The following is a 14181-nucleotide window of genomic DNA, read 5'->3' as shown; positions in this document are numbered from 1 at the left end:
TGTATGAGATTGCTGTTCAACGCCGGACGACTTGTTTTTGATAACGTACCGGTGTAATACCGTAGCGATGGGTAAACGCGCGGGTGAGATGCGACTGGTCGGTGAGGCCGGTTGCGGCAGCGACCTCCGCGGCGGGCATTCCGTGAGTGAGAAAACCTTTGGCTCGCCACAGGCGAATCGCCATCAGCATCTGGTGCGGCGTGACGTGGAAATGAGATTTAAACTGGCGCTGAAAATGCCAGGGGCTCAGCGCTGCAACCCGCGCCAGTTCGTCGAGCGTTACCGGGTGCATATAATTATCGTGCAAATACTCGCGTACCCGCTCAAAGCGATGCGATCCCTCCGGTAATACCGGCGCATGGCGGGCCAGCGGCTGGAACGTGTCGATCAGATCGAGTAATAGCCCTTTTTGCGCCAGCGGATCCTCAGTGTTCCACAGGCCATGGATCAGCGAGCAGATCTGGCGCGAGCGTAGCGGATCGTGACGCGTTACGTCATGAAACCACCAGTGGCGGATCCCGGTGACTTCTTCCAGAAGATCGGGCTCAAGATAGATCATCCGATAGCGCCAGCCGTCGGCGGTTTCCGCTTCGCCGGTATGTAGCTCATCGGGATTCATGGTGACGACGGAATGGGCGGGGGCCACGTACTGCGTGCCGCGATAGCGAAAACGTTCGGCTCCGGCTTCTATCGCGCCAATACCAAACGCTTCATGGGTGTGGGGTTCAAAGGCGTAACGCGAGATGTGCGCATGATACAGCTCAACGCCCGGCACCTGTGCCAGATGGCGAAAGCGGGCGCTGTCTTTCTCATCAATAAACTGCTCAGGTACACCTTGCACGTATTCTCTCCCCACGCATCATCATGTCATTATCAGAGAGGATGCGCGGGGATGCCACCACAATTAACTAATTTTTAACACTTACACGATGCCTTTGACGCTGTCTGCCAGCGACGTGGTTGGGCGACCAATCAGTTTGCTCAGCGTATGGCTGTCGTCGAAGAGGCCACCTTTAGAGGCACCAACGTCTGAGTCAGCCAGCATGTCCGCCAGTCCGGCAGGCAGACCAACACCTTTCAGCGCGGCGGCAAAATCAGCTTCGCTCAGGTTTTGATACACCACTTTTTTACCGCTCTGTTTTGCCAGTTCGGCCGCCAACTGGCTCAGGGTCCAGCCTGCGTCGCCCGCCAGTTCGTAGATTTTACCGGCATGACCGTCTTCACTGATGACGCGCGCAGCGGCAGCGGCATAGTCGGCACGGGTCGCCGAGGCGATTTTGCCTTCTCCCGCCGCCCCAATAAACACGCCGTGTTCCAGCGCGGCTGGTGCGCTGGCGAGATAGTTTTCGGTGTACCAACCGTTACGCAGCAGCGCGTACGCGATACCGGATTCAGCCAGCATCTTCTCGGTTGCGACATGCTCATCAGCCAGCCCCAGCGGGGAGCGATCGGCGTGCAGCAGGCTGGTGTAGGCGATAAATTTCACGTGGGCCGCTTTCGCCGCGTTAATCACGTTGCGATGCTGCGGGGCACGTTGTCCCACTTCGCTGGAGGAGATTAGCAGTAACTTGTCTATCCCCTGTAAGGCCGTGGTAAAGGCAGCTTCATCACTGTAATCCGCCTGACGAACGGTAATGCCCTGCTGGCTAAGCGCCGTCGCTTTAGCAGGATTACGCACAATAGCCACAATCTGGCTGGCAGGAACGGTTTTCAGTAGCGTTTCAATAACGTGTTGGCCCAGTTGGCCAGTGGCACCAGTAATCGCGATCATAGGATAACTCCTTTGGTATTGGTCTTGTGTTTAATCACATTAACACCTAAACTTACTTTTAGTAAGTACGTACAAAAAGGTTAGTATGAAAATGACAGCTTTGACGCTCTCCCAGCAATTACGTGATGGCAACTTGTTTGCCGAGCAGTGTCCCTCCCGCGAGGTGTTAAAACACGTCACCAGCCGCTGGGGTGTATTGATTCTGGTGGCGCTGCGCGACGGTACGCACCGTTTCAGCGATTTGCGCCGTAAGATGGGCGGCGTCAGTGAAAAAATGCTGGCGCAATCCCTGCAGGCGTTAGAACAGGACGGGTTTATCAATCGGGTGTCATATCCGGTGGTACCGCCGCATGTGGAGTATAGCCTGACACCGTTGGGTGAGCAGGTGAGCGAAAAAGTCGCAGCGCTGGCGGACTGGATAGAGGTGAATTTGCCGCAGGTTTTGGCAAATCATACCGTTAAGAACGAAGACGTCCCGACATCAGCGTAAACGACCCGGTCGGGATTGCCGGATGGCGCAGTGCCACCCGGCGTGGTCTTACTTACTCAAATCCAACTGATAAATGGCGAAGCCGATGTCATCGGTAGCGACTTTCTTCAGTGGATACTGGCCTTTCTCTTTGATAAACGCAGCGGCTTTATCAGACGGTGATGTTTCAAAGCGAATATCCAGTTGTGTCTCGCTGTGAATCGGCGCCAAACGCCAGTTGTTATCTGCCGCTGGATGAATTTCGCCTGCGCTCTTTGTCTGGGAACCTATCCATGCTGCCAGCACCGAGCGGTTTTCATCTGGTGATGCAAACGCGATGTGGCTGTCGCCGGTCCCGGCAAACTTACCGCCGTAGGCGCGGTAGTTGTTGGTCGCGACGAGGAAGGTTGCGTTCGGATCGATAGGTTTGCCGTTAAAGGTCAGATTTTTAATACGCTCCGCTTGCGGGTTAATCGTCTGGCATTCACCGTCATAGCGAGCGGGTTGTGAAACATCAATCTGATAATTCACGCCGTCAATCACGTCGAAGTTATAGGTACGGAAGCCATCCCAGTTAATTAACGACTGTGGTTTGCTGCTGTGGATATCAATCTGATTAAACTGCCCGGCAGAACATTCCAGCCACTCTTTCACCTCTTTTCCGCTGGCTTTCACCACGACCAGGGTATTGGGATAGAGATACAAATCAGCGGCGTTACGGAAGGTAAGCTGACCTTTTTCGACTTCGACAAAGCTGGCCGGATCGTTCTTGCGTCCACCGACTTTAAACGGTGCAGCGGCGGAAAGTACCGGTAGTTTCGCCAGGTCCGGATCGCCCTGGATAAAATGTTCCACATAGGCTTTCTGCGCGTTATTCACCACCTGCACGGTCGGGTCGTCCTGAACCAGCGCCAGATAGCTGTACATGTTGTCGGCAGATTTACCGATTGGCTTGCTGACAAATTCACGCGTGGCATCGTGATCGGCTTTTAGGATCTCAACGATTTTTTGGTCTTCGCCAGCCAGTGATTTTTTGGCCGCGGCGTCATAAATCGGGCGCGCCTGCGCTTTCCCCTGCGTAACCTGCCATTTACCGCTGTCGTTATTCAGCACTAAATCCACCACGCCCAGGTGATCGCCCCACATGCCCGGCATCACCGCAGGAACGCCATTGAGCGTACCTGTTGTGATATCTGCGCCTTTGATGTTGGCAAAGTCTTTCCCCGGGAAAACGGCGTGAGCGTGACCAAACATAATGGCATCCACGCCCGGAACTTCACTGAGGTAGTAAACGGAGTTTTCCGCCATCGCCTGGTATGGGTCGGCAGAAAGCCCGGAGTGAGCAACCACCACCACGACATCGGCACCTTTGGCTCGCATTTCCGGCACGTATTTACGTGCGGTTTCCGTAATGTCATTCACCGTCACTTTGCCGCTGAGGTTGGCTTTATCCCAGGTCATGATCTGCGGCGGCACAAAACCGATATAGCCAATTTTCAGCGTCTGCTTGTTTCCTTCCTGATCGACAACCTCAGTCTCTTTGATCAGATAAGGAGTAAACAGCGGCTTTTTGGTCTTAACGTCGATGATATTGGCGTTAACGTAAGGGAACTTCGCCCCGGCTAGCGCGTTGTGCAGATACTCAAGACCGTAGTTAAATTCATGGTTGCCAAGGTTACCCACTGCGTAATCCAGCGTATTCAGTGCCTTATATACCGGATGCGTTTCGCCCGCTTTCAGCCCTTTGGCCGCCATATAATCCCCGAGCGGGCTGCCCTGAATCAGATCACCGTTATCAACCAGCACGCTGTTTTTGACTTCACCACGTGCTGCGTTGATCAGGCTTGCCGTACGAACCAGGCCAAATTTTTCAGTCGGCGTATCTTTGTAATAATCGAAATCCATCATATTGCTATGTAAATCAGTGGTTTCCATTATACGCAGATCGACGGTCGCGGCATTGACGCTGGCTGCAATCAGCGTGGCCAGAAACGTTGCACTAAACTTAATCATCAGGGGCATCCTTTTAAGATCTAAGCCACAAAAGAAAATGTATATAAATCTTCTTGCTTACAGAACTGTGAATCATGACATGAATATAGCGTTTAAAACCGCAGACGCTATCACAGTTGGCGGATCCTTTGGCGATCGGGTATAAGTAAAACAACGAGTTAACACCACGACAGAAACGAGGTGGAGAATGTTAGAACATGTATGCCAGCTTGCACGGAATGCGGGCGATGCCATTATGCAGGTCTACGATGGAATCAAACCGATGGAGATTACCAGCAAGCAGGACGATTCTCCGGTCACGGCGGCGGATATCGCCGCGCATACGGTGATCCTCGAAGGATTACTGGCGCTGACGCCGGATATTCCGGTCCTGTCTGAAGAAGCGCCTCCTGGCTGGGATGTTCGCCAGCACTGGCAGCGCTACTGGCTGGTAGACCCGCTGGACGGTACCAAAGAGTTCATTAAGCGTAACGGTGAATTCACCGTCAATATTGCGCTTATCGAGCAAGGAAAGCCGGTACTGGGCGTGGTTTACGCGCCGGTGATGAAAGTGATGTACAGCGCGGCAGAAGGTAAAGCGTGGAAAGAAGAGTGCGGCGTGCGCAAACAAATCCATGTTCGTGACGCGCGTCCGCCGTTGGTGGTGATTAGCCGCTCGCATGCTGACAATGAGTTAAAAGAGTATCTGCAACAGTTAGGTGAGCACCAGACCACGTCGATTGGCTCATCGCTGAAGTTCTGCCTGGTGGCGGAAGGGCAGGCGCAGCTGTACCCACGTTTTGGGCCAACTAACGTATGGGACACCGCCGCTGGCCACGCCGTTGCCGCAGCTGCCGGGGCGCACGTTCACGACTGGCAGGGGAAATCTCTGGATTACACCCCACGTGAATCATTCCTCAACCCCGGCTTTCGCGTCGCTATTTACTGAGTAATTTGTGCAGCAGGGCAATAACCTGCTGCACCTCTTCCTGCGTCAACGCACCATCTTTTGCCCACTGAACGCGTCCGTCCTTATCAAGTACGGCGATAGCGGAGCTCTCTTCATCCAGTTGCCAGGCTTTACGCGCAATGCCATTGCTGTCGACAATAAATTGTGACCACGGGTAGAGCTTCTTATTGCTCTCCAGACTGCTGCGCACAAACATACCGGAGCCAGGAATGGCGTCATCGGTGTTGACGATCGTGGTGGTCTGGTATTTGTCGTGCGGCAGGTTGGCCGCCTTGATTGCCTCGATCAGCGTAGCATTTTTCTCTTTGGCGGAGGTGCGTCCGGCAATGTGTTGCACAATTCGCACTTTCCCTGGCAGCTGCGCGCTATTCCAGCTTTTGTAGCTAAACTTATCGTTATCGAGAATCAGTTCGCCACGATCGGCGATCCCCACCGGCGGTACGCGCTGGTTAGTCTCAAACGAATGCGCACCGGCAATCATCGGCAGCAGCAGGCACGACAGCGCCAGCAGTTTTTGTAAGGTCATAGGTTTTCCTTCTTTCTTTATTTTGCAGGTGATCCGACCACTTGGGTCTGGAATTTAATCATATGTGCGATTGATGCTTTTTCCCGCAAGCGCGATGCCAGTTTGCGGACGGGCGCACAAATCCTGCGAAAAATGAAGGCTTATACTGAAGACAGCGAAGCGTTGAAAAGATAATTCTGAATATTTGTAACCTGAAGGTAAATAAACTTATACACGCTGGAAACATGAGCGAGATAGTCTATAGTCATAGGGCATTAAAATTTGCGCCTGAGGATTGTCGGACCGATTGTGGTACCGCAAAGGCGTAATGCTCAGCAGGAGACAACAATGAAAATTTTCCAACGATACAACCCGCTGCAGGTGGCGAAGTACGTGAAGATCCTGTTTCGTGGACGGTTATATATCAAGGATGTAGGCGCTTTTGAATTTGATAAGGGTAAGATTCTTATCCCAAAAGTGAAGGACAAACTGCATTTTTCCGTGATGTCCGAAGTTAACCGTCAGGTCTTGCGTCTGCAAACTGAGATGGCTTGATCAAAGTGCTATGCGGTAGTTAAAAAAACGGCTCCTGGATGGGAGCCGTTGATGTTTCTGCAGGACGTTAAGACGCCTTTGCCTCTTCTTTTGCATCCGGCAGTTTCGGTACCAGTACGGTAGGTTTACTGTCCAGACGCGTCACCAGCAGCTGATCGATCTTGTAGTTATCGATATCCACCACTTCAAATTTGTAGCCTGAATACTTCACCGAGTCGGTGCGTTTCGGGATTTTACGCAGCATGAACATCATAAAGCCGCCGATGGTTTCATAGTTGCCGGACTGCGGGAACTCATCGATATCCAGGACGCGCATAACGTCATCAATCGGCGTACCGCCATCGACTAACCATGAGTTTTCATCGCGCGCCACGATCTGCTCTTCCAGACCCTGACCGACTAAATCGCCCATCAGCGTAGTCATAACGTCGTTGAGCGTGATAATCCCCACCACCAGCGCGTATTCGTTCATGATGACGGCAAAGTCTTCGCCTGCGGTTTTGAAGCTTTCCAGCGCTTCAGAGAGCGTCAGCGTATCCGGCACAATCAGCGTATTGCGGATCTGTACGCCACTGTTCAGCGCCATGCTTTGGTTCGCCAGTACGCGGTTGAGGAGATCCTTTGAATCGACATAGCCAATGATGTGGTCGATATCTTCGTTACACACCAGGAATTTGGAGTGTGGGTGTTCCGCCACCTTGTTCTTCAGGCTTTGCTCATCTTCGTGGAGATCGAACCAGATAATATTCTCGCGCGAGGTCATGGAAGACGGTACGGTACGGGATTCCAGTTCGAACACATTTTCAATCAGCTCATGTTCCTGCTTACGCAGAACCCCTGCCAACGCACCCGCTTCGACCACGGCGTAAATATCGTCCGAGGTGATGTCGTCTTTACGCACCATCGGGATCTTAAACAGACGGAAGATGTTATTTGCCAGACCGTTAAAGAACCACACCAGCGGGCGGAAGACGAGCAGGCAGAAGCGCATCGGGTTGATGATACGCAAAGCCACAGCTTCTGGCGCAATCATACCGATGCGTTTCGGAGTTAAATCCGCGAACAGGATGAACAGGCCAGTAACCAGCGAGAACGACAGAATAAAGCTTAACTGTTCGGACAGCTCTGGAGTGAAGTACTTCGAGAAAAGGCTGTAAAACGCCGGGGAGAATGCCGCATCACCGACAATACCACCGAGAATAGCGACCGCGTTAAGGCCTATTTGCACAACGGTAAAAAACATGCCGGGGTTTTCCTGCATCTTCAAAACACGTTGTGCGTTTACGTTGCCTTCATCGGCAAGCAGTTTAAGTTTTATTTTGCGTGATGCAGCAAGCGAGATCTCGGATATCGAGAAAAACGCACTCACGGCGATCAGGCAGAGAATGACTAAAATACTGTTTAACATATCTTATCCGACCGTTAAGGCCAGATCCTCGGAAGGGATAAATTGATAAATCCGTGTGAAATACACATTGAAAACCGGTCCGAAGGGAGTGGACCGGTAATTTCAGGAGCTAGTATAGCGTAAGGTACTGTAAAGCCGCCAGAGGGTGGCGATTATCCTTGTGGCGGCAGGCAAACGCCAATCCCGCCAATGCCACAGTACCCATAAGGATTTTTATGCAGATACTGCTGGTGGTCGTCCTCGGCATAGTAGAACGGGGTTGCGGTAGTGATTTCCGTTGTAATAGTGCGCTCGTCGCCAGCGGCGGTCATTGCTGCCTGAAAACGCTCAAGGCTTGCCCGTGCCGCGACGGTTTGCTCCGGCGTTAACGGGTAAATGGCGGAGCGATACTGCGTCCCCTGGTCGTTCCCCTGACGCATGCCCTGCGCCGGGTCGTGATTTTCCCAGAACACCTGCAGCAGTTGCTCGTAGCTGATAACATGCGGATCATAGACGACGCGTACCGCTTCGGCGTGTCCGGTATCGCCGGAACACACTTCCCGATAGGTTGGGTTAGGGGTGTAGCCGCCGGTATATCCGGCCGCTGTGCTGTATACCCCGGGTAATGACCAGAATAAACGTTCAACGCCCCAGAAACATCCCATGGCGAAAAAGGCGATCTCCATACCGTCGGGCACGTTGGTCATCGAATGTTGGTTAACCGCATGCAGCGTTGCCACTGGCATCGGGGTGTTGCGTCCAGGTAGGGCATCTGCTTGAGTAACAAGATGCTTTCTATCAAATAAACTCATGGCCGTTCTCCCGAAATCAGTCATTTGGGTTAAGGTTGTAACGAGACGCGTCTTTGCCCACAATAAACGGCGTGAATACGTCTAGAGTTAAACATAAGAAATATTTGGGTTGTCGTCTGTTTTTCAACTCTTATTGTTGATTTTTTGTTAAGCCGAGGAACGGCATAGTATTTTTTTCCAGGGGTGGGAAAAAAGGATATTCAGGAGAAAATGTGCCACATATCCGTCAGTTATGTTGGGTGGGATTACTGTGCTTAAGTGGCTCCGCCGCCGCAGCGAATGTTCGCTTACAGGTCGAAGGATTATCAGGACCGCTGGAGAAAAACGTCCGTGCGCAGCTATCCACGATTCAAAGTGATGAAGTCACTCCAGACCGACGCTTTCGTGCGCGCGTTGATGATGCCATCCGCGAAGGGCTAAAAGCGCTGGGCTACTTTGAGCCCACCATTGATTTTGAGCTGCGTCCGCCGCCGGCGAAAGGACGCCAGGTGCTGATTGCCAAAGTGACCCCTGGTGAGCCGGTGCTGATTGGCGGCACCGAAGTGATTCTGCGCGGTGGCGCACGTACGGATAAAGATTACCTGGATCTGCTGAAAACGCGACCGGCAATCGGCACCGTGCTGAATCAGGGGGACTATGATAACTTCAAAAAATCACTCACCAGCGTGGCGCTGCGCAAAGGCTATTTCGACAGTGAATTTAATAAAAGCCAGCTTGGGATAGCGCTCGAACGCCGCCAGGCATTCTGGGATATCGATTACAACAGCGGTGAACGCTATCGCTTTGGGCATGTCACTTTTGAAGGCTCGCAAATTCGCGATGAGTACCTGCAAAATCTGGTGCCCTTTAAAGAGGGTGAAGAGTACGAGTCGAAAGATCTGGGCGAACTGAACCGTCGTCTGTCGGCGACCGGATGGTTTAATTCCGTGGTCGTCGCACCGGAATTTGATAAAGCCCGTGAAACCAAAGTGCTGCCGCTGAAAGGCGTGGTGTCGCCGCGAACTGAAAATACCATCGAAACCGGGGTCGGTTACTCAACTGACGTCGGTCCACGGGTGAAGACCTCGTGGAAAAAGCCGTGGATGAACTCCTATGGCCACAGCCTGACCACCAGCGCCAGCATCTCTGCGCCAGAGCAGGTTCTTGATTTCAGTTATAAAATGCCGCTATTAAAGAACCCGCTGGAGCAGTATTACCTGGTGCAGGGGGGCTTTAAGCGTACCGATTTAAACGATACCGAGCAGGACTCCACTACGCTTGCGGTTTCCCGCTACTGGGATCTCTCCAGCGGCTGGCAGCGCGCGATTAACCTGCGCTGGAGCCTCGACCACTTTACCCAGGGTAACGTCACTAACACCACCATGCTGCTCTATCCGGGCGTGATGATCAGTCGGACGCGCTCGCGCGGCGGTCTGATGCCAGTTTGGGGCGACTCCCAACGTTATTCCATCGATTACTCCAACACGGCCTGGGGCTCAGACGTTGATTTCTCCGTCTTCCAGGCGCAAAACGTCTGGATCCGCACGTTGTACGATCGTCATCGCTTTGTGATGCGCGGCAACCTCGGCTGGATCGAAACCGGGGACTTCGACAAAGTACCGCCGGATCTGCGTTTCTTCGCCGGGGGCGATCGCAGCATTCGCGGCTACAAATACAAATCTATTTCGCCTGAAGGCAGCGACGGCAAGCTGAAAGGGGCCTCGAAGCTGGCGACCGGCTCGTTGGAATATCAGTACAACGTGACCGGAAAATGGTGGGGCGCGATGTTTGTCGATAGCGGCGAAGCGGTCAGCGATATCCGCAGAAGCGATTTCAAAACCGGTGCCGGGGTCGGCGTACGCTGGCAATCGCCAGTGGGACCCATCAAGCTCGACTTTGCTGTCCCTGTGGGCGACAAAGATGAACATGGTTTACAGTTTTACATCGGTCTGGGGCCTGAATTATGAGTTTATGGAAGAAGATAAGCCTCGGCGTGCTGATTTTTATCCTGCTGTTGTTAGGCACGGTGGCGTTCCTCGTCGGCACCACTTCGGGCCTGCATCTGATCTTCAAAGCGGCGAATCGTTGGGTTCCGGGGCTGGAGATTGGTCAGGTCACCGGCGGCTGGCGGGATTTATCGCTCAAAAATATTCGTTATGACCAACCTGGCGTGGCGGTGAATGCTGGCGAAGTGCATCTGGCCGTGGGGCTTAACTGCCTGTGGGACAGCAGCCTGTGCGTCAACGATCTGTCGCTGAAAAATATCAACGTGGCGATCGACAGCAAAAAGATGCCGCCATCAGCGCCGGTTGAAGAGGAAGAGAGCGGTCCGCTTAACCTTTCCACACCTTACCCAATCACGCTTTCGCGCGTGGCGCTGAACAACATCAATATCAAAATCGATGACACCACGGTTTCGGTGCTGGAATTTACCTCCGGCCTGAACTGGCAGGAAAAAACGCTGACCCTGAAGCCAACGTCATTACAGGGGCTGCTGATTGCCCTGCCTAAAGTGGCGGAAGTGGCGCAGGAAGAGGTTGTCGAACCAAAGATTCAAAATCCGCAACCGGATGAAAAACCGCTCGGCGAAACGCTAAAAGATCTGTTCTCAAAGCCGGTGCTGCCGGAAATGACCGATGTCCATCTGCCGCTCAATCTCAACATTGAAGCGTTTCGCGGCGAGCAGCTGCGCGTGACCGGGGATACGGATTTAACGGTACATAACATGCTGCTGAAAGTGAGCAGCATTGACGGCAACATGAAACTCGATGCACTGGATATCGACTCGAATCAGGGGACGGTAAAAGCCAGCGGCACGGCGCAACTGACCGACACGTGGCCGGTCGATATTACGTTAAACAGCACGCTCAACGTCGACCCGTTAAAAGGCGAAAAGGTGAAGCTGAAGGTCGGCGGCGCGCTGCGTGAACAGCTGGAAGTCGGCGTAAATCTGTCTGGTCCGGTGGATATGGACCTGCGGGCGCAGGCGCGTCTGGCGGAAGCCGGATTGCCGCTCAACCTTGAGGTGGTGAGTAAGCAGGTTTACTGGCCGTTTACCGGCGACAAGCAGTTCCAGGCTGATGACGTCAAGCTCAAACTGACCGGTAAGATGACCGACTATACGCTGTCGATGCGTACCGCTGTGAAAGGGCAGGATATTCCTCCGGCTACCATCACGCTGGACGCCAAAGGCAACGAACAGCAGATCAATCTCGACAAACTCAGCGTTGCGGCGCTGGAAGGGAAAACTGAGCTGAAAGCGCTGGTGGACTGGCAGCAGGCGATCAGCTGGCGCGGGGAGCTAACGCTGGATGGCATCAACACGGCGAAAGCGATCCCGGAGTGGCCATCAAAACTGAATGGCCTGGTGAAAACTCGCGGCAGTCTGTACGGCGGAAGCTGGCAGATGGAGGTGCCCGAGCTGAAGCTGACCGGCAACGTGAAGCAGAACAAGGTTAATGTGCACGGTTCGCTGAAGGGTAACAGCTACCTGCAGTGGACGATCCCGGGCCTGCATCTGGAACTGGGACGCAACAGCGCGGATGTGAAAGGGGAACTGGGGGTCAAAGACCTCAATCTCGACGCGACGATTGATGCCCCGAGCCTGGATAACGCGCTGCCGGGACTGGGCGGTACGGCGAAAGGGCTGGTAAAAGTTCGCGGTACGGTTGAAGCGCCACAGCTGCTGGCGGATATCACCGCCCGGGGTCTGCGCTGGCAGGAGCTGTCCGTCGCTCAGGTGCGCGTCGAAGGCGACGTGAAATCGGCAGAGCAAATCGCTGGTAATCTCAACGTTCGCGTAGAGCGGATTGTACAGCCTGACGTGAATATTGGCCTGGTGACGCTCAATGCCAAAGGTAGCGAAAAGCAGCATGAGCTGAAGTTGCGCATTCAGGGGGAACCGGTCTCCGGGCAGCTCTCCCTGGCAGGTAGCTTTGATCGCCAAGAGCAGCGCTGGAAAGGTGCGTTAAGCGATACCCGCTTCCAGACGCCGGTCGGACCGTGGTCCCTTAACCGCCCTGTCGCGCTGGATTATCGCAATCAGGAACAGAAAATCAGCATTGGGCCGCACTGCTGGAACAACCCGAATGCGGAACTGTGCGTACCGCAAACCATTGATGCCGGTGCACAAGGTCGCGCGGTGGTGAACCTTAACCGCTTTGACCTGGCGATGCTAAAACCGTTTATGCCGGATACAACCCAGGCCAGCGGCGTTTTCACTGGCAAAGCAGATGTGAGCTGGGACACCACCAAAGAGGGGCTGCCTCAGGGGCAGGTTACGCTGAGCGGACGTAACGTGAAGGTCACGCAAAGCGTAAACGATGCGCCACTCCCTGTGGCGTTTGAAACGCTGAATCTGACCGCCGACCTGCACAATAACCGTGCCGAGCTGGGCTGGCTGATTCGCCTGACCAACAACGGGCAGTTTGACGGCCAGGTGCAGGTGACGGATCCGCAAGGACGCCGCAGTCTCGGCGGCAACGTCAACATCCGCAACTTCAATCTGGCGATGGTGAACCCCATTTTCTCGCGCGGTGAAAAAGCGGCTGGGGTGATCAACGCCAACCTACGTCTGGGCGGTGATGTGCAAAGCCCGCAGCTGCTCGGACAGCTGCAGCTGAGCGGTCTGGATATCGACGGCAACTTTATGCCGTTTGACATGCAGCCAAGCCAGTTAGCCGTTAACTTCACCGGAACACGCTCAACGCTGGCGGGCGTGGTACGTACGCAGCAGGGCGAAATTAACCTGAGCGGCGATGCCGACTGGAGTCAGATAGACAACTGGCGGGCGCGCGTTGCGGCTAAAGGCAGCAGGGTTCGTATTACCGTGCCGCCGATGGTCCGCCTGGACGTATCGCCGGACGTGGTCTTTGAAGCCACGCCGAGCCTGTTTACCCTTGATGGCAACGTGGATGTGCCGTGGGCGCGTATCGTGGTACACGACCTGCCGGAGAGCGCGGTAGGGGTTTCCAGCGATATGGTCATGCTTAACAACAATCTGCAACCGGAGAAACCGCAGACAGCAGGTATTCCGATCAACAGCAACCTGAACATCCACGTCGGTAACAACGTGCGTATTGACGCCTTTGGTCTGAAAGCGCGTCTGACGGGCGATCTGAAAGTGGTGCAGGATAAGCAGGGGCTGGGGCTGAACGGACAAATTAATATTCCGAGCGGGCGTTTCCATGCCTATGGTCAGGATCTGATTGTGCGTAAGGGCGAGCTGTTGTTCTCCGGTCCGCCGGATCAGCCGTTACTCAACATCGAAGCAATTCGTAACCCGGAAGCCACCGAAGACGACGTGATCGCCGGGGTTCGCGTCACGGGCACCGCCGATGAGCCGAAGGCGGAGATCTTCTCCGACCCGGCGATGTCGCAGCAAATGGCGCTTTCCTACCTGCTACGCGGACAAGGACTGGATAGCGAACAGAGCGACAGCGCGGCAATGACTTCAATGCTTATTGGTCTGGGGGTTGCACAAAGTGGTCAGGTTGTGGGTAAAATCGGGGAGACATTTGGCGTAAGCAATCTGGCACTGGACACACAAGGGGTGGGTGATTCATCTCAGGTGGTTGTCAGCGGATACGTACTGCCAGGTCTGCAGGTGAAATATGGTGTGGGTATATTTGACTCCTTAGCGACACTCACGCTACGTTATCGTCTGATGCCTAAGCTATATCTGGAAGCAGTGTCTGGCGTAGATCAGGCACTTGATTTGCTCTATCAGTTCGAGTTTTAGC

General features: G+C 54.0%; 11 protein-coding genes. 5 read left to right on the top strand and 6 right to left on the bottom strand.

Annotation, left to right across the window (positions count from 1 at the left end; all coding sequences use genetic code 11):
• Window positions 1–16 precede the first annotated feature (16 nt).
• Both HV037_RS21320 and HV037_RS21315 read right to left on the bottom strand, forming a co-directional pair.
• Window positions 17–841, bottom strand: a complete 825-nt coding sequence (locus HV037_RS21320; RefSeq protein WP_047414772.1) for an AraC family transcriptional regulator — start codon at window positions 839–841, stop codon at window positions 17–19.
• A gap of 81 nt (window positions 842–922) precedes the next feature.
• Window positions 923–1771: an SDR family oxidoreductase gene (locus HV037_RS21315; RefSeq protein ID WP_046275833.1), complete on the bottom strand. Its 849-nt coding sequence runs from the start codon at window positions 1769–1771 to the stop codon at window positions 923–925.
• An 85-nt stretch (window positions 1772–1856) separates the two neighbouring features.
• On the opposite strand from HV037_RS21315, the gene HV037_RS21310 reads away from it, so the two are divergent.
• Window positions 1857–2261, top strand: coding sequence for a helix-turn-helix domain-containing protein (locus HV037_RS21310; RefSeq protein WP_168188439.1), 405 nt, complete (start codon window positions 1857–1859; stop codon window positions 2259–2261).
• Window positions 2262–2309: 48 nt separating this feature from the next.
• On the opposite strand, the gene cpdB is transcribed toward HV037_RS21310, so the two are convergent.
• Window positions 2310–4253, bottom strand: coding sequence for a 2',3'-cyclic-nucleotide 2'-phosphodiesterase (gene cpdB / locus HV037_RS21305; RefSeq protein WP_016155525.1), 1944 nt, complete (start codon window positions 4251–4253; stop codon window positions 2310–2312).
• 187 nt (window positions 4254–4440) lie between these two features.
• On the opposite strand from cpdB, the gene cysQ reads away from it, so the two are divergent.
• The gene (gene cysQ, locus HV037_RS21300; protein WP_016151445.1) at window positions 4441–5181 is read left to right on the top strand and encodes a 3'(2'),5'-bisphosphate nucleotidase CysQ; all 741 of its coding nucleotides are present in this window, start codon (window positions 4441–4443) and stop codon (window positions 5179–5181) included.
• Here cysQ and HV037_RS21295 read toward each other — a convergent pair.
• Window positions 5171–5728: a YtfJ family protein gene (locus tag HV037_RS21295; protein ID WP_047358569.1), complete on the bottom strand. Its 558-nt coding sequence runs from the start codon at window positions 5726–5728 to the stop codon at window positions 5171–5173. The two genes, cysQ and HV037_RS21295, sit on opposite strands and share 11 nt — an antisense overlap.
• Window positions 5729–6055: 327 nt before the next feature.
• On the opposite strand from HV037_RS21295, the gene HV037_RS21290 reads away from it, so the two are divergent.
• The gene (locus HV037_RS21290) at window positions 6056–6262 is read left to right on the top strand and encodes a DUF1107 domain-containing protein (RefSeq protein ID WP_003025710.1); all 207 of its coding nucleotides are present in this window, start codon (window positions 6056–6058) and stop codon (window positions 6260–6262) included.
• Between the two features lie 67 nt (window positions 6263–6329).
• On the opposite strand, the gene HV037_RS21285 is transcribed toward HV037_RS21290, so the two are convergent.
• Both HV037_RS21285 and msrA read right to left on the bottom strand, forming a co-directional pair.
• Window positions 6330–7670 carry a hemolysin family protein gene (locus HV037_RS21285; RefSeq protein ID WP_003830418.1) on the bottom strand — a complete coding sequence of 447 codons (1341 nt, stop codon included), beginning with the start codon at window positions 7668–7670 and terminating at the stop codon, window positions 6330–6332.
• Window positions 7671–7822: 152 nt separating this feature from the next.
• Window positions 7823–8461: a peptide-methionine (S)-S-oxide reductase MsrA gene (gene msrA, locus HV037_RS21280; protein ID WP_016155527.1), complete on the bottom strand. Its 639-nt coding sequence runs from the start codon at window positions 8459–8461 to the stop codon at window positions 7823–7825.
• Between the two features lie 212 nt (window positions 8462–8673).
• On the opposite strand from msrA, the gene tamA reads away from it, so the two are divergent.
• On the top strand, window positions 8674–10407 hold the full coding sequence (tamA, locus tag HV037_RS21275) for an autotransporter assembly complex protein TamA (protein ID WP_016155528.1): 1734 nt from the start codon (window positions 8674–8676) through the stop codon (window positions 10405–10407).
• Window positions 10404–14180, top strand: a complete 3777-nt coding sequence (gene tamB / locus HV037_RS21270; RefSeq protein ID WP_103283407.1) for an autotransporter assembly complex protein TamB — start codon at window positions 10404–10406, stop codon at window positions 14178–14180. Before tamA ends, tamB begins: the two co-directional genes overlap by 4 nt.
• Window position 14181: the final 1 nt, after the last annotated feature.

The organism is Citrobacter sp. RHBSTW-00017 (assembly GCF_013797615.1).
Lineage (GTDB): Bacteria > Pseudomonadota > Gammaproteobacteria > Enterobacterales > Enterobacteriaceae > Citrobacter > Citrobacter braakii.
This window is presented reverse-complemented; position numbering and strand designations above follow the sequence as displayed.